The organism is Actinokineospora guangxiensis (assembly GCF_042657845.1).
GTDB classification, from domain to species: Bacteria; Actinomycetota; Actinomycetes; order Mycobacteriales; family Pseudonocardiaceae; genus Actinokineospora; species Actinokineospora guangxiensis.
In genome coordinates this window covers 169,302-190,279 of record NZ_JBHSKF010000002.1, presented here as the reverse complement: position 1 = coordinate 190,279, position 20,978 = coordinate 169,302, and the positions used below count along the sequence as shown (strand labels likewise).

24 protein-coding genes are annotated in these 20,978 nt (G+C 72.9%); 10 read left to right on the top strand and 14 right to left on the bottom strand.

The window, feature by feature from the left end; translation table 11 throughout:
• Positions 1–51 precede the first annotated feature (51 nt).
• Positions 52–504 (top strand): hypothetical protein, encoded by a 453-nt coding sequence (locus ACFPM7_RS04740; RefSeq protein WP_378244204.1) that lies wholly within the window; start codon positions 52–54, stop codon positions 502–504.
• Here the strand turns inward: ACFPM7_RS04740 and ACFPM7_RS04735 are convergent.
• Positions 493–1,527 (bottom strand): DUF2330 domain-containing protein, encoded by a 1,035-nt coding sequence (locus tag ACFPM7_RS04735; RefSeq protein WP_378244202.1) that lies wholly within the window; start codon positions 1,525–1,527, stop codon positions 493–495. The genes ACFPM7_RS04740 and ACFPM7_RS04735 overlap by 12 nt on opposite strands.
• Positions 1,528–1,643: 116 nt before the next feature.
• On the opposite strand from ACFPM7_RS04735, the gene pstS reads away from it, so the two are divergent.
• Positions 1,644–2,771: a phosphate ABC transporter substrate-binding protein PstS gene (pstS, locus tag ACFPM7_RS04730; protein ID WP_378244200.1), complete on the top strand. Its 1,128-nt coding sequence runs from the start codon at positions 1,644–1,646 to the stop codon at positions 2,769–2,771.
• 4 nt (positions 2,772–2,775) lie between these two features.
• Here the strand turns inward: pstS and ACFPM7_RS04725 are convergent, their stop codons facing one another.
• A complete protein-coding gene (locus ACFPM7_RS04725; RefSeq protein WP_378244198.1) occupies positions 2,776–3,723 on the bottom strand; it encodes a helix-turn-helix transcriptional regulator in 948 nt (315 codons plus the stop codon).
• Positions 3,724–3,783: 60 nt separating this feature from the next.
• On the opposite strand from ACFPM7_RS04725, the gene ACFPM7_RS04720 reads away from it, so the two are divergent.
• Complete coding sequence (locus ACFPM7_RS04720) at positions 3,784–4,980, top strand: epoxide hydrolase family protein (protein ID WP_378244196.1); 1,197 nt, start codon at positions 3,784–3,786, stop codon at positions 4,978–4,980.
• Between the two features lie 51 nt (positions 4,981–5,031).
• Here the strand turns inward: ACFPM7_RS04720 and ACFPM7_RS04715 are convergent, their stop codons facing one another.
• On the bottom strand, positions 5,032–5,835 hold the full coding sequence (locus tag ACFPM7_RS04715) for an SDR family NAD(P)-dependent oxidoreductase (RefSeq protein WP_378244194.1): 804 nt from the start codon (positions 5,833–5,835) through the stop codon (positions 5,032–5,034).
• 140 nt (positions 5,836–5,975) lie between these two features.
• Positions 5,976–6,299: a glycoside hydrolase family 95-like protein gene (locus tag ACFPM7_RS04710; RefSeq protein ID WP_378244192.1), complete on the bottom strand. Its 324-nt coding sequence runs from the start codon at positions 6,297–6,299 to the stop codon at positions 5,976–5,978.
• Between the two features lie 129 nt (positions 6,300–6,428).
• On the opposite strand from ACFPM7_RS04710, the gene ACFPM7_RS04705 reads away from it, so the two are divergent.
• Positions 6,429–7,118, top strand: coding sequence for a FadR/GntR family transcriptional regulator (locus ACFPM7_RS04705; protein WP_378244190.1), 690 nt, complete (start codon positions 6,429–6,431; stop codon positions 7,116–7,118).
• A gap of 70 nt (positions 7,119–7,188) precedes the next feature.
• Here the strand turns inward: ACFPM7_RS04705 and ACFPM7_RS04700 are convergent, their stop codons facing one another.
• The 8 genes from ACFPM7_RS04700 to ACFPM7_RS04665 all read right to left on the bottom strand — a co-directional run bounded on the left by ACFPM7_RS04700 (position 7,189) and on the right by ACFPM7_RS04665 (position 12,758).
• Positions 7,189–8,532 carry a DUF2867 domain-containing protein gene (locus ACFPM7_RS04700; RefSeq protein WP_378244188.1) on the bottom strand — a complete coding sequence of 448 codons (1,344 nt, stop codon included), beginning with the start codon at positions 8,530–8,532 and terminating at the stop codon, positions 7,189–7,191.
• Between the two features lie 42 nt (positions 8,533–8,574).
• On the bottom strand, positions 8,575–9,129 hold the full coding sequence (locus ACFPM7_RS04695; RefSeq protein WP_378244186.1) for a carboxymuconolactone decarboxylase family protein: 555 nt from the start codon (positions 9,127–9,129) through the stop codon (positions 8,575–8,577).
• A 20-nt stretch (positions 9,130–9,149) separates the two neighbouring features.
• Positions 9,150–9,587, bottom strand: a complete 438-nt coding sequence (locus ACFPM7_RS04690) for a DUF6187 family protein (protein ID WP_378244184.1) — start codon at positions 9,585–9,587, stop codon at positions 9,150–9,152.
• On the bottom strand, positions 9,584–10,840 hold the full coding sequence (locus ACFPM7_RS04685; RefSeq protein WP_378244182.1) for an NAD(P)-binding protein: 1,257 nt from the start codon (positions 10,838–10,840) through the stop codon (positions 9,584–9,586). Before ACFPM7_RS04685 ends, ACFPM7_RS04690 begins: the two co-directional genes overlap by 4 nt.
• A 77-nt stretch (positions 10,841–10,917) precedes the next feature.
• On the bottom strand, positions 10,918–11,466 hold the full coding sequence (locus ACFPM7_RS04680; protein ID WP_378244180.1) for a DUF6423 family protein: 549 nt from the start codon (positions 11,464–11,466) through the stop codon (positions 10,918–10,920).
• A 133-nt stretch (positions 11,467–11,599) separates the two neighbouring features.
• A complete protein-coding gene (locus tag ACFPM7_RS04675; protein WP_378244178.1) occupies positions 11,600–11,899 on the bottom strand; it encodes a DUF6235 family protein in 300 nt (99 codons plus the stop codon).
• On the bottom strand, positions 11,883–12,212 hold the full coding sequence (locus ACFPM7_RS04670) for a hypothetical protein (RefSeq protein ID WP_378244176.1): 330 nt from the start codon (positions 12,210–12,212) through the stop codon (positions 11,883–11,885). Before ACFPM7_RS04670 ends, ACFPM7_RS04675 begins: the two co-directional genes overlap by 17 nt.
• Positions 12,213–12,341: 129 nt before the next feature.
• Positions 12,342–12,758: a hypothetical protein gene (locus ACFPM7_RS04665; protein WP_378244174.1), complete on the bottom strand. Its 417-nt coding sequence runs from the start codon at positions 12,756–12,758 to the stop codon at positions 12,342–12,344.
• An 87-nt stretch (positions 12,759–12,845) separates the two neighbouring features.
• Here ACFPM7_RS04665 and ACFPM7_RS04660 point away from each other — a divergent pair, with 87 nt between their 5' ends.
• From ACFPM7_RS04660 to prmC, 5 genes are all read left to right on the top strand, one after another.
• A complete protein-coding gene (locus ACFPM7_RS04660; protein ID WP_378244172.1) occupies positions 12,846–13,226 on the top strand; it encodes a hypothetical protein in 381 nt (126 codons plus the stop codon).
• Between the two features lie 247 nt (positions 13,227–13,473).
• Positions 13,474–14,205, top strand: a complete 732-nt coding sequence (locus ACFPM7_RS04655; protein WP_378244170.1) for an HAD family hydrolase — start codon at positions 13,474–13,476, stop codon at positions 14,203–14,205.
• Positions 14,202–16,685 carry a glycoside hydrolase family 65 protein gene (locus ACFPM7_RS04650; protein WP_378244168.1) on the top strand — a complete coding sequence of 828 codons (2,484 nt, stop codon included), beginning with the start codon at positions 14,202–14,204 and terminating at the stop codon, positions 16,683–16,685. Before ACFPM7_RS04655 ends, ACFPM7_RS04650 begins: the two co-directional genes overlap by 4 nt.
• Positions 16,586–17,638, top strand: coding sequence for a peptide chain release factor 1 (gene prfA / locus ACFPM7_RS04645; RefSeq protein WP_378245005.1), 1,053 nt, complete (start codon positions 16,586–16,588; stop codon positions 17,636–17,638). Before ACFPM7_RS04650 ends, prfA begins: the two co-directional genes overlap by 100 nt.
• Positions 17,639–17,783: 145 nt before the next feature.
• Positions 17,784–18,650 (top strand): peptide chain release factor N(5)-glutamine methyltransferase, encoded by an 867-nt coding sequence (gene prmC / locus ACFPM7_RS04640; RefSeq protein ID WP_378244166.1) that lies wholly within the window; start codon positions 17,784–17,786, stop codon positions 18,648–18,650.
• A gap of 3 nt (positions 18,651–18,653) precedes the next feature.
• Here prmC and ACFPM7_RS04635 read toward each other — a convergent pair whose 3' ends face one another.
• Together ACFPM7_RS04635 and ACFPM7_RS04630 are read right to left on the bottom strand one after the other, a co-directional pair.
• Complete coding sequence (locus tag ACFPM7_RS04635) at positions 18,654–19,199, bottom strand: TetR/AcrR family transcriptional regulator (protein WP_378244164.1); 546 nt, start codon at positions 19,197–19,199, stop codon at positions 18,654–18,656.
• Positions 19,200–19,345: 146 nt separating this feature from the next.
• Positions 19,346–19,969: a superantigen-like protein SSL4 gene (locus tag ACFPM7_RS04630; protein ID WP_378244162.1), complete on the bottom strand. Its 624-nt coding sequence runs from the start codon at positions 19,967–19,969 to the stop codon at positions 19,346–19,348.
• Between the two features lie 143 nt (positions 19,970–20,112).
• Between ACFPM7_RS04630 and ACFPM7_RS04625 the strand changes: the two genes are divergently transcribed.
• Entirely contained in the window at positions 20,113–20,910 is a 798-nt protein-coding gene (locus ACFPM7_RS04625) for a hypothetical protein (RefSeq protein WP_378244160.1), read from the top strand.
• Positions 20,911–20,978: the final 68 nt, after the last annotated feature.

Sequence of the window (20,978 nt, the reverse complement as noted above, 5' to 3'; positions counted from 1 at the left end):
AAACAGCCCTCACGGCGCGTCACCCGCCGGTCCGTGGGGTATACGCCGCCCATGGTGCATACCCCCGAACCCGTCGATCCACGTCTCGCCGACGGCGGGCCCGACTACGACGAGGCCACGGTGGCCGCCGTCGGCAAGCTCACCGAGGCGTGGGAGACGGTGCAGGTCGCCCGCGGGCACCTGTACGCCTTTCACCAGCTCACCGGGAAGGCGGACTTCGAGCTGGAGGACGCCGTCGAAGGGCTCGCCGCCGCCGGGCACACCGCGTTCGCCGAGCGGCTGCGCCGCGAGCTGCTGGGCCGCAACGTGCTGCCGGGCCGCTGGACGTTCCAGGTGGTCGAGGACTACGACGAGACCTTCTACGACTTCTTCGCCGAGTGCGAGGCCCAGGGCCGCGAGCTGACCGGCGGCCACCGCCACCTGCACGAAGCCGGGCTCAAGCGGGCGCGGCGCAGCCGGGGCGAACCCGGCCACGAAGCCGTTCCCGCCGACTCACCGCCGTGAGCGCCTGCGCAGCACGACGACGCCCGCGGCGACCACCAGCACCGCCGCCGCGGCACCGGCGATGAGCGGCAGCGTCACCGAGTCGGCCCGCACGTACCTGGTCACCACCACGGTGGCCCGGTAGGGGTCGTTGGTGGGGGCCTTGTCGATGCGGATGTCCTCCATGATCTTCTCCGGCTGGAATTCGCCGTCGAAGCGGGTCAGGAAGCGCGGCCCGCTCAGTGCCTCGCCCAGCACCGGGTAGGCCGGGTCGGCCGAGACCGGCCCGGCGAAGGTGAGGTCGGCGGGGTCGCCCTGCGGGGTGGGGTTGGTGATGTCGACGCGGTGGTCGGCGAGCACGTAGAGCCGCACGGGCTGGACGAAGTCGGCCGAGGCGGCCAGGCGCATCGGGTAGACGGGCACGTCGGTGTCGAAGGACAGGCGCATCGGCGGGACGCCGTCGGCGAAGGAGCCGGAGGTCGGCGCGAGCCTGACAGCGACGATCAGCCACTCCTCGCGCAGGTAGGGGTCCAGCGCGTCGCCCAAGTCGGCGGGGAGGGTGAAGCCGTTGTCCGCCAGCCACTCGGCGACCGCGGTCGGGGAGGTCCCGGCGAGCTGGGCCACGTCGTAGGGGCCGACTTCGACGCGGTCGACCACGGTCGCACCGTCGTTGCCCGCCCCCGGCGCGCCGCCGCCCGTCCCGTCGCCGTCGACCTCCACCTCGCGGACCTCGACGTTCGGCCTGGTCAGCCGGTCCAGCTCGGCGAACACGGCGCCGTCCGCCAGCTCGAACTCCGCGCGCGAGGGCACCGGCATCAGGAACGCCGCCTGGTCGGCCTGCCCGCTGGCCTGCACCGCCAGGGTGATCGACTCGCGGCGGCCGGACAGCTCGATGAGCGCGGTCTCCTGCTGGGCGGCGAGTTTGTCGTTGGCCACCAGCGCCCCGCAGGCGCACGCCCCCGACACCCCGGGTCCGACCGCGGCCACGCCCGCCGCCACGACCCCCACCAGCGCGACCCGCGCCGCCACCCGTCCGATTCGCATGCCGGTGGGACGCCCGCGCCCCCGGCCGCGTTCCCGGCCGCGAGGAGGCGGCGGCTGTTCAACTAGGGTTCACGGCGTCGTGGTTGACGGTTGGAGTTCTGCGGGAGGACTGGTTCGTGACCACCAAGCGGTATGCCACCGCGCTCGCCCTGGTGACCGCGGGCTCGCTGGTCCTTTCCGGCTGCGGCAGCGACGACAATTCCGTGCGCTGGACGCTGGACGGCGCTGACGTCGCGCCGATCCCGACGGCCTCGGTGCCGGTGGACTGCGGCGGCACGCAGGCGCTGAGCGCGGAGGGCTCCACGGCGCAGAAGGGCGCGATGGACGTCTTCGTCGCCGCCTACACCCAGCAGTGCCCCGGCCAGCAGCTGTCCTACACCGCCAGCGGCTCGGGCGCGGGCGTCAAGCAGTTCATCTCCGGGATCGTGGACTTCGGCGGCAGCGACTCCCCGCTCAAGGACAGCGAGGCGCGCGACGCGGTGGACCGCTGCGACGGCGCGCCCGCCTGGAACCTGCCGATGGTGTTCGGGCCGGTGGCCGTGGTCTACCGCCTCGACGGAGTCGGTGAGCTGGTGCTCTCCGGCGAGCTGCTGGCCCGGATCTTCAGCGGCGCCATCACCCGCTGGAACGACCCGGCCATCGCCGCGCTCAACGCGGGCGCGGCGCTGCCGGAGCTGCCGATCACCGTGGTCTACCGGGCCGACGAGTCCGGTACGACCGACAACTTCCAGAAGTACCTGGGGGCCGCGTCGGGGGGCGTGTGGGACCGGGGCGCGGGCAAGACCTTTCTCGGCGGGGTCGGCCAGGGCGGGCAGGGCTCTCCCGGCGTGGCCGACGCCGTGGCGCTGGGCCAGGGCGCGATCGGCTACGTCGAGTGGTCCTTCGCCCAGGACAAGGGCCTGGGCATGGCGCTGATCGACAGCGGCTCGGGGCCGGTGGAGCTGAGCCCGGAGTCCGCGCGCACCGCGATCGGCGCCGCGGAGATCAAGGGCCAGGGCAACGACCTGGTCATCGACCTGGAGGCCCTCTACGCCTCCGACGCGCCGGGCGCCTACCCGCTGGTGCTGGTCACCTACGAGATCGTCTGCTCGAAGGGCTACGACCCGCAGACCGCCCAAGCGGTGAAGGCGTTCCTGACCACCGCGGCGACGGCGGGCCAGGCGGGCATGACCGGCTCGGGCTACGTGCCGCTGCCGGAGTCCTTCCAGCAGCGGCTGCTGACCGCGATCGCCGCGATCGCCTGAACGCTCAGGCGTCGGCGTAGCGCCGCGCCAGCACGCGCAGCAGTGGCCGCAGCTCCGGCGGCGACTCGACGGTGAAGTCCATGCCGAGCATGCCGATGTAGGCGGCCACGGTCTCCAGCGAGTCCGCGCCGGTGACCAGCACCGACGTGCCCGCGTCGACGGCTTCCACGACGCCGACGGCCGGGTTGATCCTGGCCAGCACGTCCTCGGCGGGGGCGTCCACGCGCAGCCGGGCGTGCACGTTCCAGCCGCTGCTGGCGGCCCGGCGCATCAGGAACGCGGTGTAGTCCCCGCCCGCCAGCGGGGTGGGGGCGAAGCGGCGGTGGGTGCGCATGCGGGGGGTGACGCGGTCGGCGCGGTGCACGTCCCACTCGCCGGTGGCCGGGTCGCGGGCGACCAGGTACCAGCGGCGCTGCCAGGACAGCAGCCGATAGGGCTCGACCAGCCTGGGCAGCTCCTCACCGGCGTAGTCGAAGCGGAACTGCTCGGTGTGGTGGATGGCGGTGGCGACCGCGCGCAGCACGTCGGGGTCGACCTCGGGGTCGGGGGCGTCGGTGCCAGTGTTCTCCGGGGCGTGCTCGACGGCGGCGGCCAGCGCCTCCACCGCCGGCCGCAGCCGCGCGGGCAGCACCTGTTCCAGCTTGGCCAGTGCCCGGTCGCTGACCTCCTCCAGCCCGGCCACGGCGCGCCCGGCGCGCAGACCGATGGCCACGGCGACGGCTTCGGCGTCGTCGAGCAGCAGCGGCGGCAGCTTGCCGCCGCTGCCGAGCCGGTAGCCGCCGGTGGCGCCGCGGTCGGCCTCGACCGGGTAGTCCAGGTTGCGCAGCCGGTCGATGTCGGCGCGGATGGTGCGGGTGGTGACGCCGAGGCGCTCGGCCAGCTCGGTCCCGCTCCAGCTGGGACGCGACTGCAGCAGCGACAGCAGTGCCAGCAGGCGCGCCGGAGTGTCCATCGTGAAGTCCCTCCCCCATTAGGAACTGAGCGTTCCTATACGGACCTTAGCGTTCAAGCCATGACGAACCGGGACATGACCGCCACCCTGACCGCCGCTCAGGACACCACCTTCACCGCCATCACCACCGCCATCGGCAACGACGAGGAGAACCGGGACATGACCGCCGAGATCCGCCCCTTCCGCGTCGAGATCGCCCAGTCCGAGCTGGACGACCTGGCCGACCGCCTGGCCCGCACCCGGCTGCCGCAGCCCGCCCCCGGCGACACCTGGGAGCACGGCACCCCGAACCACTACCTGCGCGAGGCGGTCGAGGCGTGGCGGGCCTTCGACTGGCGGGCCGCCGAGCAGCGGATCAACGCCGTCCCGCACTTCGTCACCGACGTCGACGGCCAGCCGTTCCACTTCATCCACGTCCGCTCGCAGAACCCCGAGGCGACCCCGCTGCTGCTGCTGCACACCTACCCGGGCTCCTCGGTGGACTACCTGGACATGATCGACAGCTTGGTGCAGGACTTCCACCTGGTGATCCCGGACGCCCCCGGCTTCGGCTTCTCCACCCCGGTCACCGAGGCGGGCTGGGACACCGCCCGCACCGCCCGCGCCTACGACGCCCTCATGCGCCGCCTGGGCTACGACAGCTACGGCGCCCACGGCTCCGACCAGGGCGCGATGATCGCCCGTGAACTCGGTGTCCAGGCTCCCGAGGGTTTCCTGGGCCTGCACGTGATGCAGCTGTTCTCCTTCCCCTCCGGCGACCCGGCGGAGTTCGAGCGCCTGGAGCCGCAGGACTACGCCGCTCTGGAGCACATGCAGTGGTTCCAGAAGGTGGGCGGCTACAACACGATGAACGCCAGCCGCCCGCAGACCGTCGCCGCCGGGCTCAGCGACTCGCCGGTGGGGCTGCTCGCCTACAGCGAGCTGTTCCACTCCTTCGGCAACGGCACCTCGCTGGTGCCGCTGGAGAAGGTGCTGCTGGAGGTCAGCGTGGCCTGGTTCGCCAACGCGGCGGCGGGCATGTCGCGCTCCTACTACGAGAACGCTGCCTCGGCCCCGCAGGACACCCCGGTCAACGCCTCTCCGACCGGTGTCGCGGTCTTCGCCGACGACTTCCAGTCGGTGCGCGTGTTCGCCGAGCGCGACAACTCCGCGATCGTGCACTGGACGCGGCACCCGCGCGGCGGGCACTTCGCCAGCCTGGAGGTGCCGCAGGAGCTGGCCGCCGACATCCGGGCCTTCTTCGCGGGCCTGCGCTAGGCCGCCGGTCCGGGCAAGGCCGCCGCGTTCTCGCGGCGGCCTGCCCGCATGTCACTCGTAGGCGGTCCAGGGGTCGGCGCGCACACGCTCGTCGACGGCTTCGGCGTCCTGGCCGATGACGACCCGCCAGTAGCCCGCGCGCAGGGCGTCAACCACCGCGGCGGCGGCGTCGGCGGCGCTGACCGGCTCGTAGTCGGAGAACAGGCCGCCGAGGGCCGTGCGCCAGGACCGCGGCGGGGCGGGCATGGCGGTGCGCACGTGCCCCGGCAGGACGAGGACGGCCGACAGGTGCGGCGCGTTGGCCCGGAAGTCCTCGATCAGCGCTTCGGTGAAGCCGCGGATGGTGAACTTGGCCGCCGAGTAGGCGGTGTGCGGGGCGCCCGCGCCGAGACTGGCCCACAGGGCGTTGACGGAGGCGGTGTTGACCACCGCGCCCTTGTCCGCTGCCAGCAGCATCGGCAGGAACGCCCGGGTGCAGTGGTAGACGCCGTGCCAGGCCACCGAGAAGGTGTGCTCCCACTCGTCCTGGTCACCGGCGACGAAGGACCCGCCGCCGACGACGCCCGCGTTGTTGAACAGCAGGTGCACGGCCTCGCCGTGCAGGTCGGCGACCTCGGCGGCCAGGCGGGCGACGGCCTCGCCGTCGGAGACGTCTAGGTGGTGGGCGCTGACGCGCACGCTCGGGTTGGCCGTGCGGGCCGCGGCGACCGCCGCGGCCAAGCGCTCGGCGTCGATGTCACAGACGGCGACGTGCGCGCCGAGCCCGGCGAGCCGCAGCACCAGCTCCCGCCCGATCCCCGACGCCCCGCCGGTCACCACCGCGACCCGGCCGTCGAACCCGTCGAACCCCGCCACCGCGCCTCCTTCTCGTCGAAGGGGACCAGGCCGGTCCCGCGCCACGCTATCGCCGTTCCGCTGAGGAAGATCACAGCTTGGCGCACACACTGCCTCTCCGAGCGTGCGCGGATTGCCCGTTTGTCGCCTGATTCGCCCGATCAGAGCACCGCCACGCTCCCACCCGGGGTGATCGTCACCGTCCGTGCCCACCCGTCCGCGCGCACTGTGCCGGTGGTGCCGCCGGTGCTGTGCGGGGTCGCCGCGGTGACGTGCCCGGCGCACGAGTCCAGGTCGGCGGTGAACCCGCCGCGCACCCGGAGGCCGCGCGCGGACCCGCTGGGCCAGGCGGCGGGCAGCGCGGGCAGCGCGGGCAGCAGCCCACCGAGCCCGGAACGGGAGCGCACAAGCATCTCCAGCACCGCCGTCGCCGCGCCGAGGTTGGCGTCGATCTGGAAGGTGGAGTCGTCACCGAGGGAGTACATGCACGAGCGCGCCGAGGTGGCCGTTGCCGATCGGCGGGCCCTCCTCAGTGATCCGGTCCTCGCGACCGGGTGAGCCGTAGCGCAGCACGTCTATCCTCCCGGACATCAGATGTCCTCGAGAGGAGCTGGATGCCGGTCACCGACGAAGCGATCGAGAAGATCAAGGCGATGATCGTCAGCGGCGAGCTGGGACCGGGCGCGCGGCTGCCCAGGGAAGCCGACCTCGCCGTGCGCCTGGGCCTGTCGCGCAGTTCGCTGCGCGAGGCGGTCAAGGCACTCTCGCTCATCCGGGTGCTCGACGTCCGCCAGGGCGACGGCACCTACGTGACCAGCCTTCAGCCCGGCCTGCTGCTCGACGCGCTTAGCTTCGTCGTGGACTTCCACCAGGACGCCTCGGTGCCGCACTTCCTGCAGGTGCGCCGCATCCTCGAACCCGAGGCTACCGCCATGGCGGCCACGGCGATGACCGACGCCGAGATCGCGGAGCTGCGCGCGGTGCTCGACGGCCTCCCCGCCGACGCGGACGTGGCCGAGCTGGTGGCCAACGACCTGGAGTTCCACCGCAAGATCGCGGCGGGCGCGGGCAACCCGGTGCTGTGCTCGCTGCTGGAAGGCCTGTCCGGCCCGACCGCACGGGCCCGCGTCTGGCGCGGACTGGCCCAAGAGGGCGCGGTGGAGCGCACCCGCGAGCAGCACGCGGCGATCCTGGAGGCCATCGAGACCCGCAGCCCGGACCTGGCCCGCTCGTGGGCGATGGTGCACGTGGCGGGCGTGGAGGCCTGGCTGCGCACCACGCTGGGGTCCGCTCACAGCCGGTAGAACCGCCGCGCCGCCGCGCCCCGGTGACCAGTAACCGAGAGTTGGGCCGAAGAGATCGGATGACCGCCGGTCAGTGGACCAGTGATCGCGCCGCTCGGGCGATACCGCGCGCCATCACCCCGAAGACGATGTCGTGCGCGGGCTTCTGCACATGCCAGTACAGGCTGCCGCGCACACCCCTCGGCACGAACACCACCGTCTGCTCCAACTCGCTCTCCCCCGGCACCCGCCCCGGCAGCGCCGAGAGCCGCAACCACGCCGTTCCCGGCATCCGCATGTCCGTGACCAGCGTCAGCGACCGGTCCTCGACCGAGACCACCGTCCAGGAATCCAACGCGTCCCCCGCCGACAGCGTCGCGGGCCTGCCCCGGTGCAGGCCCACCCCGCCTGCCAGGTGGTCCAGCGCGCCGCGCGCGGTGAACACCCCGGGAATGCCGTACCAGCCGCGCTCACCGCCGATGTCGGCGATCGTGCGCCACAGCGCCGCCTGGTCGGCCGCCACCGGCTCCCGGTTGACGGTGCTGAGCACGCCCGGCTCCCGCGGCGACGGCATCGCGGGCGGCTCGGCCACCCCCAGCGCCTCGCGCAGCGCCCGGTCCAGCGGCGTCCCGCCGCCCGGCGGCGGGGCCAGCACCGACTCCGGAACCAGGTCGTGCTTGAGCGACTCCATCAGCGCCGTCACCAGCGGCGCGGGCAGCGGCGAGAGCGCCGCGGCCGCCGCCGCGGGCACCGCCGCCACCGGCACCGGCACCCGCCACGGCAGACCCGCGATCCTGGCGCAGCGCTGCACCAACTCCAAGTAGGTCACCGTGTCCGGGCCCGCGATGTCCACCGCGCCCGCCACCGGCTCCGTCGCCGCCGCCCGCACCAGGTGGAACAGCACGTCCCGCACCGCGATCGGCCTGCTGCGGTGTGACATCCACGCCGGGCGCAGCACCACCGGCGCCACCAGCGCCGCCCGCGCCAACAGCTCGAAACTGGCCGACCCGGCCCCCACCACCATCGCCGCCCGCAGCACCAGCGCGGGCACCTCCCCGGCCAGGAGGATGTCCCCGACCTCCGTGCGCGAGGCCAGGTGCGCCGACAGGGGGCGGTCGGCGGGCGCGGGTCCACCCAGGTACACGATCTGCCGCACCCCGGCCTCGGCCGCCGCCGCGGCCACCGCCCGCGCTATCGCCGCGTCCACCGCCGCGTAGTCCTCGACATCCATCGAGTGCACCAGGTGGAAGACCACGTCCACATCGGACATCGCCGCCGCCAGGGCGGCCGGATCGCGCACGTCGCCGCGGATGGCATCGGGCCCCGGCGGCAGCGACCGCGACATCGTGCGCACCGAGTGCCCCGCCGCCGCCAGCGCGGGGGCCAGCAGCGCGCCGATGTAGCCTCGGGCTCCGAGCACCAGACAGCGACTCATCCCCCCACTATGTCAGCGCCCCCCGACCCCCGCGAACCCGTTCTAGTCGGACAGCAGCTTCGCCAGGCCGTCATAGCCCACGTCGTGCAGGCGCTTGCCCGAGAGCGCGAAGTACTCCGCGTCCGCGGTGATGCCGTGCCCCTCCACCATCCGGTTCATGAAGTTGAACAGCGCGCACACCATCACCGCGTCGTGCAGCGCCTTCTCGTCCCAGCCCGCGTCGAACACCGCCGCCGCGTCGGCCGCGCGCACCAGCGCCGGGGTCCTGGTCAGCTTCCCCACATAGGCCAGCACCGGCTTGAGCTTGTCGTCCACCGGCGAGGAGTCCAGGTCCGCCAGCGCCGCCGCCAGCAGCCCCTCCGCCACGCCGAACGCCTGCGCCACCTCGGTGTGCACGCCGTGGCAGTACGCGCACGCGTTCACCCCCGACACGTACGCCGCGATCAGTTCCCGCTCGCCCAGCGTGAACGGCGACGGACCCCGCATCACGGTCTCGTGGTAGGCCAGCAGCGGGAACGACGACTCCGGGTAGCGCTGGAACACGTCCACCAAGCGCGCGTCATCGGGCAAGGACGGGAAATGGGGCACAGCGGACATCCTCTCCAAGCGGGGACTGATCACACGAGAGCGTCGACCTCGGACCTGCGCATCCAGCACGCCGTCAGGTACACCCTGGCCGCCGTGCCCACCGGGCCCAGCGCCTCGTGCCCCAGCGCCCCGAACGCCCGGTTCCACGCCTGCCGCACCGACGCCGACCGGCTCGGCGACGGGCAGGCCCGCTGCAACGCCGGGCGCATCCGCAGCCAGAACTGCGCACCAGCGGCCACCAGCGCCGCGGTGTCCGGCCCCGGCCTGCCGTGCCGAACCCGGTCCACCGCCACCGCGATCCGCCCGGCGTCCTCGGCCAGCGCCGCCATGCCCAGCCCCGCCAGCAGCCGGTCGGCGTCCAGCCCCAGCAGGATGACCCCCACCTCGGTCTCCGGCGGATCGTCCACCGCGGGCATCTCGAAGCGCAGGTCCACCCGCTCGGCCGAGCGCACCTCCGGCCCGCTCACCGGGCACCCGCCAGCGCGGGCGCGCCCAGCCCGGCCGCCACCGCGCCGACCACCCGCGCCGCGGCCACCCGGTGCCCATCGATGTTGCGCGCCGCGGGCCCCAGCGCCATGCACGCCGCCGCCCCCACCGCGAACACCCTCGGCGCCCGCGCGTACGACAGCGTCCTGGGGTCCAGGTCCGGCCAGCCGTCCACCGCGCCCACCACCGCCTCCGGCAGCAGCCCGGCCCCGATCGACGGCGTGGTCCCCAGCGCCAGCACCACCTGGTCGCCGGTCACCACCGACCCGCCAGCCAACCGCACCTTCCCGTGGTCGACCGACTCCACCAGCGCCCCCCGGTGCACCACCAGCCTGCCCTCGGCCTCCGCGGCCCGCAGCAGCGGCCGGAACTCGAACATCACCGACGCCCGGCGGTGCCTGCCCATCAGCTCCAGCCGCGACTCCCACGACGTGTCGGTGAACCGCGCCCGGCCCTCCGGCCGGAAGAACGAGGCGTTGACATCGGCGCACTGGTAGCGCTCCTCGGCCGAGCGCAGCACCCAGTGCGTCTCGCGCCCCTCGGCGACCGCCTCGGCCAGCAGATGCGCCGCGCTCAACCCCGCCCCCACCACCACCAGCGACCCGTCCGCGGGCACCGGCTCGTCCCAGTGGCCGCCGTACCAGCCCGCGGGCGCCGCGCGCCGCTCCTCGCCCTGGCACAGCACCACATACCGAGCCGACACCTCACCGACGTCCGTGCGCACCAGCACACCGTCGTCGCCCGGCACCAGCTCCTCGACCCGCGCCCGCCACGAGCGCCCCGCCACGTCGTGCGCGTCGGCCACGTGCCCGCAGAACGCCTCGAACACGTCCAGCGGCACCACCGACCGGTGCCCGGCCTGCGCCATGCGCACCTCGCGCCGCTCCACCTCGGTCAGCAGCCCCCAGTGCAGGCGCGCGAAGTCCAGCAACTCGCAGTCGCGGTAGCCCTCCACCCCGGGGTGGTGCTCGTACGGGGAGCGCAGCACCCGCTGCTTGAGCAGGTCCACCCGGTCGAAGAACCGCCCGCACGAGCGGTCCGCGGCGTCCAGCACGGCGACGTCGTCGACTCCGACGTGCCACAGCGCCGAAGCGACCGCCAGCCCCGCGGGCCCGGCCCCCACCACCGCCACCGACACCCGCGGCGGCAGCGCGTCCACCCGGTGAGCGGGCAGCGGCACCCGGCCCGGCCACGGCCGCGACCTCGGCGAGTCCAGCAGGTGCGGCTCTGGCATGAAGACTGAAGGCACGTTCACCCCTGCCGACGGAAGCGACGGCGGCGGGGAGCACCCCCGCCGCCCGGCCAGAACCGCTAGCCGATCACCGTGACCGGGACGATCAACTCCACCATCGGCCGCTGCGCGATCCCGTCGGCCACCACCCGCTCCAGGTTCGCCGCCGTCTGCTCAGGGGTCTCGCCGTCACCGGCGACGTAGCGGGCATGGGCGTAGGCGGGCTTGCGGCTGCTGGCCTCGATGTCGAAGGCCATCAGCACCGCCTCACCGGGACGCACCTCACCGTCGAAGAAGGTCAGCCTGCTCAGGTCCGGCGTCAGGAACGTCCTGGTGAACTGCCGCGACAGGATCAGCGTCTCCTGGCTGTCGACGAAGTGCGTGTCGTCGTCGGTGCTCACCTGCATCGCCAGCCACGTCTGGTCGGTCAGGTTCGTCTCGGACTTGATCACCTGCCACCGGCCCGGCTCCGGCAGGTTGATCGACATCGACACGTCGTGCCCGGTCACGTCCACCGCACCCGAGATCATCAGCACCCTGCGGCGCACATCGGCCACAGCGGCCATCTGGATGTCACGCGCCCGGACCCGACCGGACACATCCAGCCCCGGGACCTCCAAAGACGACACAGGTACCTCCCCTAGAGAACGCCCGATACAGGCATAACGAGCACCGTCGCCAGGCTTGCACAGCGCCGGCGGCTTGCTCAACGGCACAATCGACGGTTGGGCCGATCAGCCCAACCCCCGCCAGCCGAACGCCTCAGGCGGCGTCGCTGCCTCGGAACGACCCGTCCGCGGGAGCCCCGATGTAGAGCACACCGAAGGTCCCCGGTCTCGGGAAGTTCACTTTCACCACCAGGTCCTCGCGGACCAGCACGAAGAACTCGCCGACCTCCTGCACGTCGTCGAGCACCTTGTACGTGCGGAAGACCGTGCCGTCCGCCACGGCGAACAGCATCTTGTAGAGGGCGTTCTTCTCCGTCTGGTTCGCCGCGGCAGCCCACTGCTCCAAGCGGGCCATGCCCAGCGACAGTCGCAGCCGGTTACGTTCCCGGGTCACGGTCGTGCGCCTCCAGCCTCGCGATCACGTCCCCGACATCGAGGTCCGCTTCGCAGTGTGGCCGAGAGGCGTTCGCCTCGGCGTATCCCGGCGTGCGCACCATGCGCGCCGTCAGCGACAAGCTCTCCAGGAAGTGCCGCACCACCGTCGTGTCCCCCGTGCGCTGCTGGTTGGCCAGCGCCAGCGCCAAGCGCCGCATCGCGATCCGGCGACCCCGCGCGGGCAGCGCCGCCAGCGCCACCGTGATCACGTCCGCCGCCCGGTCGTCGGTCTTGAGCCGCCGCACGGCCGAACCGCCAGCCATCGCAGTCATGTCGCACTCCCCTCGCCGCGGGATGGGCGAGTTCCAGTGTGCGACCACGGCGACAGCCGGGCCAGTGCCGCGCGCACCGCCACCGCGGTAGCGCGTCACCAGCCCGGCTGTGACGCCGTCACGAATCCGCTATGGACGGACGTCGCGCACCCGAGGAGTTGCCTTCGGCTGCGTCGCCGTGCGATCCGGATCGCCGTAGTGCGCCTTCGTCTTGTTCTCCGCGTCCAACCTGTCCCGCAACCGGGTGAGCACCTTGATCGCCACCCCGTGCGCGATCGCCAGGATGATCAGCACGATCCCCAGCCGCACCACCACAGCCTGCACCGCAGTGTCCCCACCGACGTCGATCGTGGAGATCAGCGCCAGCACTCCCAGCACCGCCAAGGTGAACAGCGTCGTCACCAGGCGCGCCATCGACTTGGACGAGGCGGTGTCGGCATAGGAGTCGGCGAGGTAGCGCAACCCGCTGCGGTAGATGATCACCGCGTCGGCCGCGACGAGCACCACTCCGAGCAGAAGGAATGCCACATAGGCGCTGTCGTTCACGAGCCGCTCCCCTCCAGAAGCATGCAACACGATGATCACTGGTGGGGTACCCGATTCGTCCCGGCGCGAAACGGGTACCGCCACCGTATGAGCACCGACCGCAGTCAGGCCGAGAGCCTGGACGAGGAGACCATCGGCCTCGACCCGCTGGAGGAGGGCGCCGACCCCACCGAGCGCTGGGCCGAGGCCACCCGCCACGGCACCACCCCCAGCGAAGCCCGCGAGGGCGAGCCCCTCGACAGCCGCCTCGCCCAGGAAGAACCCGACGTCGTCCCCGTGCCGGACGCCGAGCGCCCCGTCGCGGAAGTTCCCTCCGACATCGACCGCTACGAGGGCGCCACCGAGGAGGTCCCGCCCGCCGACCGCACCGGCCTGCCGCCGGACGCGGCCGCCGCGCGCGGCCAGACCGCCGACGAAGCGGGCGGCTCCGTCGCCGAATCACTCCGCGAAGACCACCCGAACCAGTGACAGAAGACGACCGCCGACCGGACGGGCTGGGGGGATTGCCATCCGGTCGGCGGTCCGCGTCACCGGCGCGCCGACGAGTGCGCGTCCGGGCGGGCTGAGGGGGGTGGCCCACCCGGGAAACACCCGCCGACCCTGATCTCAGGCGGCGACACCTCACTCAACGTGCCGTCCGCCCCCGAAGTTCCTCACGCAGAGTGTCATCGCTCACGCCCTGCCGCCGCGACCCACCGAAGGTAGTTTCCAGCACATGATCGGACTCCCCGACGCCGTCACCGCCTGCCTGTTCGACCTCGACGGCGTGCTCACCAGCACCGCCGTGCAGCACGAGTCCGCGTGGCGCGAGACCTTCGACGCCTTCCTCGCCACCCGCGCCGACGGCGATCGAGGCCCCTTCACCCACGAGGACTACCTCGACACCGTCGACGGCCGCCCCCGCGCCGACGGTGTCCGCGCGTTCCTCGCCTCCCGCGGCATCAGCCTCCCCGAGGGCACTCCCGACGACCCGCCGGAGGCCCCCACCGTCCACGGCGTCGGCAACCGCAAGAACGACCTCCTCCTCACCACGATCGCCGAGCAGGGCGTCGAGCCCTACGCGGGCTCCGTCGCCTACCTCAAGGCCGCCCACGACGCGGGCCTGGCCATCGGCGTCGTCACCTCCAGCGCCAACGGCGCCGCCGTCCTGCGGGCCGCCCACCTGGACCAGTACGTCCAGGTCCGCGTCGACGGCCTCACCATCGCCCGCGACGGCCTCGCGGGCAAACCCGCCCCCGACTCCTTCCTCGCCGGGGCCAAGGCCCTCGGCGTCGCCCCCGAGCACACCGCGGTCTTCGAGGACGCCCTCTCCGGCGTCGCCGCCGCCAAGGCGGGCGGCTTCGGCCACGTCGTCGGCGTCGACCGCAGCGGCCAGGCCGACGCCCTGCGCGCCCACGGCGCCGACACCGTCGTCGCCGACCTCGCCGACCTGCTGGCCACCTCATGACCGCCGGCTTCCACTGCGCCCCCTGGGCCCTGTCCTGGCGCGGCCTCTCCATCGACGACCTGCACCGCACCGAATCCCTCTTCGCCCTCGGCAACGGCCACATCGGCCTGCGCGGCAGCCTGGACGAGGGTGAGCCCACCGGCCTGCCCGGCACCTACCTCAACGGCTTCTACGAGGAGCACGACCTCCCCTACGCCGAAGCGGGCTACGGCTACCCCGAAGCGGGCCAGACGGTCGTCAACGTCACCGACGGCAAGATCATCCGACTGCTCGTGGACGACGAGCCCGTCGACATGCGCTACGGCAAGGCCACCAACCACCACCGCACCCTCGACTTCCGCACCGGCCTGCTCACCCGCGAAACCGAGTGGGAGTCCCCCACCGGCGCCCGCGTCCGCCTGCGCACCGAACGCCTCGTCTCCTTCACCCAGCGCGCCGTGGCCGCCATCCGCTTCCACGTCGAGCCCGTCGACCGGCCCCTGCAGCTCGTCGCCCAGTCCGACCTGCTCGCCAACGAGCCCATCGTCACCGAGACCGACGACCCCCGCATCGCCGCCGCCCTCCAGGACCCCCTGGTCGCGGAGTTCCAGCGCGGCGACGGCACCCGCGCGGTCCTCGTCCACTCCACCCGCAAGTCCGGCCTGCGCATGGCCGCCGGCATGGACCACGAGATCGACGCCCCGGACAACCTCCGCCGCGAACTCACCGTCGAGGACGACCTCGCCCGCCTCACCGCCGCCGTCGACGTCGAGCCCGGCCAGTCCCTCACCATCACCAAGTACCTCGGCTACGGCTGGTCGGCCCAGCGCTCCGCCCCCGCCCTGCGCGCCCAGGTGGAAGCCGCGCTCGCGGGCGCCCTGCAGACCGGCTGGGACGGCCTCGTCCGCGAACAGCGCGAGTTCCTCGACGACTTCTGGGCCGTCGCCGACGTCGAGGTCGACGGCGACCCCGAACTCCAGCAGGCCCTGCGCTTCGCCCTCTTCCACATCGTGCAGGCGGGCGTCCGCGGCGAGAACCGCGCCATCCCCGGCAAGGGCCTCACCGGCCCCGGCTACGACGGCCACTCCTTCTGGGACACCGAGACCTTCGTCCTGCCCGTCCTCACCTACACCATCCCCGACGCCGCCCGCGACGCGCTGCGCTGGCGCTACAACACCCTCGACCGCGCCCGCGAGCGCGCCCGCGTCCTCGGCAAGAAGGGCGCCGCCTTCCCCTGGCGCTCCATCAACGGCGCGGAGTGCTCCGCCTACTGGCCCGCGGGCACCGCCGCCTTCCACGTCTCCGCCGACATCGCCGACGCCGTCGCCCGCTACACCGCCGCCACCGGCGACACCGACTTCGACGCCCGAGAAGGCACCGAGATCCTCGTCCAGACCGCCCGCCTGTGGATGTCACTGGGCCACTACGACCCCCACGACGGCTTCCGCATCGACGGCGTCACCGGCCCCGACGAGTACACCGCGATCGTGGACAACAACGTCTACACCAACGTCATGGCCCAGAAGAACCTCACCGAGGCCATCGCCGCCTGCGAACGCAACCCCAAGACCGCCGACCGCCTGGAGGTCGACCCCGAGGAGATCACCGCCTGGCGCACCGCCGCCGACCGCATGTGCGTCCCCTACGACGACCTCCTCGGCGTCCACCCCCAGTCCGAGAACTTCACCTCCCACGCGGAATGGGACTTCGAGGGCACCCCCGAGGACAAGTACCCCCTCCTGCTGAACTACCCGTACTTCGACCTCTACCGCAAACAGGTCGTCAAGCAGGCCGACCTCGTCCTGGCCCTGCACCTGCGCGGCGACCTCTTCACCCTGGAGCAGAAGGCCGCCGACTTCGCCTACTACGACGCCCGCACCGTCCGCGACTCGTCCCTGTCGGCAGGCACCCAGTCAGTCATCGCCGCCGAGTGCGGCCACCTGGACCTGGCCTACGACTACCTGGTCGAAGCCGCCATGACCGACCTGCGCGACCTGCACGACAACGTCGGACACGGCATCCACATGGCCTCCCTCGCAGGCGCCTGGACAGCCGTCGTCGCAGGCCTAGGCGGCATGCGAGACCACGGCGGCACCCTCACCTTCGCCCCCCGCCTCCCCCCGGCCCTCTCGAAGATCACCTTCCGCATGCGCTGGCGCACCAGCTGCCTCCGCATCGACATCACCCCCACCCAAGCCACCTACCACCTCCTGAGCGGCCCCCCACTAACCACCACCCACCACAGCACCCCCGTAGACCTGACCGACTCCCCCATCACCCTCGACATCCCCCCGCCCCCCACCTTCCCCCCCCCCCCCCCCCGGGGGCGGACGCCGTCGCCGTGTTCTGGCCAGGTCGGACGGGGAGGTAAGCGGTGGACGCGTCACAGCTCGCTGAGCGGGTGCGGGAGTACGAGGAACTGGAAGCCGCCCTCGCCGACCCCGGAATCCACGCCGACCAGGACCGGGTCCGCAAGCTGGGCCGCCGCTACGCCGAGCTGACCCCCGTCATCCGCACGATGCGCGAGCTGGACACCGCCCGCTCCGACCTGGAGGCCGCCCGCGAACTGGCCAAGGAGGACGAGGCGTTCGCCGCCGAGGCCGACGAGCTGACCGCGCGCATCCCCCGGCTGGAGGCCAAGCTCACCGAGCTGCTGCTGCCGCGCGACCCGCACGACGGCGCCGACGTGGTGCTGGAGGTCAAGTCCGGCGAGGGCGGCGCGGAGTCCGCGCTGTTCGCGGGCGACCTGCTGCGCATGTACCTGCGCTACGCCGAGCGCCACGGCTGGAAGTCCGAGGTCCTGGACTCCACCGACTCCGACCTCGGCGGCATCAAGGACGCCACCGTGGTCATCAAGAGCACCGGCTCCGATCCCGACGGCGTGTGGGCGCGGCTGAAGTGGGAGGGCGGCGTGCACCGCGTGCAGCGCGTCCCCGTCACCGAGTCGCAGGGCCGCATCCACACCTCCGCGGCGGGCGTGCTGGTCTACCCGGAGGCCGAGGAGGCCGCCGAGCTGGGCGAGATCCCGGACAAGGAGCTGCGCGTCGACGTCTACCGCTCCTCGGGCAAGGGCGGGCAGAGCGTCAACACCACCGACTCGGCCGTGCGCATCACGCACCTGCCGACCGGCATCGTCGTCTCCTGCCAGAACGAGCGCTCGCAGCTGCAGAACAAGGCCCGCGCCATGCAGGTCCTGCGCGCCCGCCTGCTCGCCCTGGCCGAGGAGGAGGCCGCCGCGCGCGCCAGCGACGCCCGCCGCAGCCAGATCCGGACCGTGGATCGCTCCGAGCGGGTCCGCACCTACAACTTCCCGGAGAACCGCATCTCCGACCACCGCGTCGGCTACAAGGCCCACAACCTCGACGCCGTCCTGGAGGGCGAACTCGACGGGGTCCTCGACGCGCTGATCTCCGCCGACCGCGCCGAGCGCCTGGCCGCCGAGCAGACGGCCTGACCGACAGCGCTTCCCCTTCGCCTGCGGTCGTCATCGACCGCGTTTACCCGATCGTGGAGACCGCCGCCGCCCGCCGGTATGTCGACACCGGACACAAGGTCGGCAATGTCGTGATCACCGTGGCCGCCGTGCGAAGCTGATCGCCATGAACCGCCAGCCCCTGCGCCTCGCCGTCATCGACGCCGAACGCATCCTCAGCGCCGCGGGCATCGACTCGGCCAGGGTCGACGCCGAGCTGCTGGCCGCCCACGTCTTGGGCGTCGAGCGCGGGAAGCTGCCGATGGTGCCGCTGGTCGACCGCGAGGTCGTCGACGCCATCGGCAGGCTCGTCGCCCGCCGCGCCAAGCGCGAGCCGCTGCAGCACCTGACCGGCACGGCCGTGATGGGCGCCGTCGACCTGGCGGTGGGCCCTGGCGTGTTCATCCCGCGTCCGGAGACGGAGCTGCTGCTCGAATGGGGCCTGACGGCGACGGCGGACACCAGGTCGCCGCTGGTGGTCGACCTCTGCACCGGCTCGGGGGCCCTCGCCCTCGCCTACGCCAACGCCCGCCCGGACGCCACCGTCCACGCTGTCGAGCGCGACCCGGTCGCCCTGTCCTGGGCCCGCCGCAATGCCGACACCCGGGCCCGCGCGGGCGACACCCCGATCCGGCTGCTGGCCGCCGACGTCACCGCCGCGACCGTCCTGTCCGAACTGGACGGCCGGGTGGATCTGGTGCTGTGCAACCCGCCCTACGTGCCCGAGTACACCGATGTGCCCCCCGAGGTGCGTGACCACGACCCGCACCAAGCGGTGTTCTCCGGCGTCGACGGGCTGGGCGTCATCCGCTCGGTGGTCTCCCTGACCGCGCGGCTGCTGACCGCCGGGGGAGCGGTGGCCATCGAGCACGACGACACCCACGGCGCGGCCGTCCCCGCGCTGCTGACGGCTCGCACGGTGTTCACCGAGGTGACGGCCCACCCGGACCTGGCGGGCCGGCCGCGCTTCGCCACGGCCCTGCGCAAGCGCTGAGCACTACCCCGCGCACGCGGGTTCCTCGTCGATGACGTGCTGCAGGAGCGCCCGCAGTTCGGCGGGCGAGGGGCGGGGCACGGCGAAGTCGGCGCCGATGACCAGCAGGCTCAGGGTCCGCGCGCGGCGGTCGGCGTCGTCGGGGGTGAGCCCGGCTTCCATCAGCAGGGTGCGGGCGTAGGCGGTGCGGGCGGCGTCGACCTGGTCGAGGGCGGTCCTGGCCTGGGGGTCGCGCTGGGCCCAGACCCGGATGGTCACCTCGGGCTCCGGGCTGCCGGTGGCCTCGACAACGTCCAGCAGGCGCACGAGCTTCTCGCGGGCGCTGAGGTCGGTGTAGTTCTCGGCCAGGTCGATGAAGCGGGTGGTCCACTCCGCCTCGAACTGGGCGAGCAGGGCGGCCTTGTAGGCGCTCATGCCCTTGAAGTGGTGGTAGAACGAGCCCTTGGTCAGGCCGAGGCCGGTGCACAGCTCCTCGATGGTGAGGGCGTGTTCCCCGCGCTGGACGAGAACTGCCATGCCCTCGGTCAGCCAGTCCTGCTTGCTCGCCATGACGACAACATACCTTGAGGTATGGCGCGCACGGCCGAGCGTGTTACGCTGCCCGTGCCATACCGTATGGTATGGCCCCAACGGGTGGACGAGAAGCCGCGTTGGTGCCCTGCCTGGGGGTGGGTGCCAGCGCGACTTCCGTCGCCCTAGGGAGTGGTGTTGGCCACCATCGTCTTGTAGATGGCCTCGGTCTCCGGCCAGCGCTGCTCGGCGGAGGCCGCGTAGATGAAGTACTCGATCCCGTCGATGCGCCAGTACAGCGACTTCGCCCGCCGCCGCCCGTCGTCGGTGTCGTGGGCGAACTCCCACTCCACCGCAGCCAGACCCCGGTAGGTCACGGCGTCGAGCCGGATCGACTCGTACCCCGGCTTCGTCGCGGCGAAGGTCTTCGCGTAGTCCACATGGGACTGGTTCAGCGAGACCGGCGGGTGCTCGGCCCCGCCGTAGCGCACGAACCGCTGCGAATCGTCCGGATCGGTCGCCTGCACCGCGCCGGGACCGGTGGAGCGGGTGATCTTCCAGCCCTTCGGCACCGTCGTGACCAGACCGCCCGGACCCGCTACCCGTTGGTAACCCTCGGGGATCGGCATCGCCACCATCGAAGGGCTCGGCGGGGTGATGCTGGGCCGTTCCGTCGGCGCGTCCGGGGTGGAGCGTGCGCCGGAAGGAGGTGGCGTGCCCGGGGTGTAGATGTAGGTCGTCGGCGGGGCCGTGCCCGCTTCCGGCGCGGGAGGGGCGGACAGCAGGGTCGCACCCAGCACCGTGCTCACGGCCACGTAGGCCGTGACGAGAACGGACGCCAGCCTGCCTGAGCTGAGCTGGAACCCTGTTCGCGGCGATCGGTTGCTCGTCGGACTCCCCTTGCATGCATGCGGCGGCCTACTGAGAGTAGCGTGCGTGTCCGGGTGATCCAATGCTGCGGACTTGGCAGGACGTGACGGAGAAGTGGCGGCTGGCCGCCGAACCCGGTCTCGACGACGCGGGCGGCCACGCCGCCCACGCGCGCGCCGCGCTGCTCGCGGGCGACGTCGGCGAGGCCGAGCGCGAGTTCCAGCGCGCCGCCGAGCTGCGCGTGCACGCGCACGACGAGGTCGGCCTCGGCGACGTGCTGCTGGCGCGCGGGCGCTGGAAGGCGGCCCTGCGCCGCTACCAGCGCGCCGCCAGGGTGGCGCCGCAGGACCCGCTGGCGGTGCTCGGGCGGTCGCAGGCGCTGGTCGTCGGGGGCGAGGCGAAGACCGCGGCGGGGGAGCTGGAGGAGCGCTTCGCCGGGACCGCCGACCCCGTCCTGCGCTACTACCTGGCCAGCACCTGGTGCTCGGTCGCCGACCAGGCCCGCACCCGCACCGGTGAGGACGTGCTGGTGTTCACCAGCGCCGAGCAGGTGGCGGTGTGCGAGCGGGCGGCCAGGCGCATCATCGACCTGAACGTGGCCGACGCCGAGCTGCGCCGCGGCGCCCAGCGGCTGATGGCCGAGGTGGCCTCGGCCCGGCGCTGGCGCTGGGAGCCCGAGGGCATCGCGGTCAGCCTGGCCGTGCTGGCCGCCTCGCTCGGGTTCCTGCTGGTCGCGATGGGCGGACTGGCGGGCAACGTCGGGCTGGTGGCCGTCGGCGTGCTGGCGGGCGGCGCGCTGCTGGCACTGATCGTGCTGCGCTTCCGCAGGCAGAACTGGCGGGTGCTGGCCGACCAACGGGCCAGAACGCGCCGGGGATAGGGTCTCGGCGTGAGTGAGGCAGTGATGCTCGGCACCCGGGTGCTCGGCACCCGTCACGCGGCGTCCCC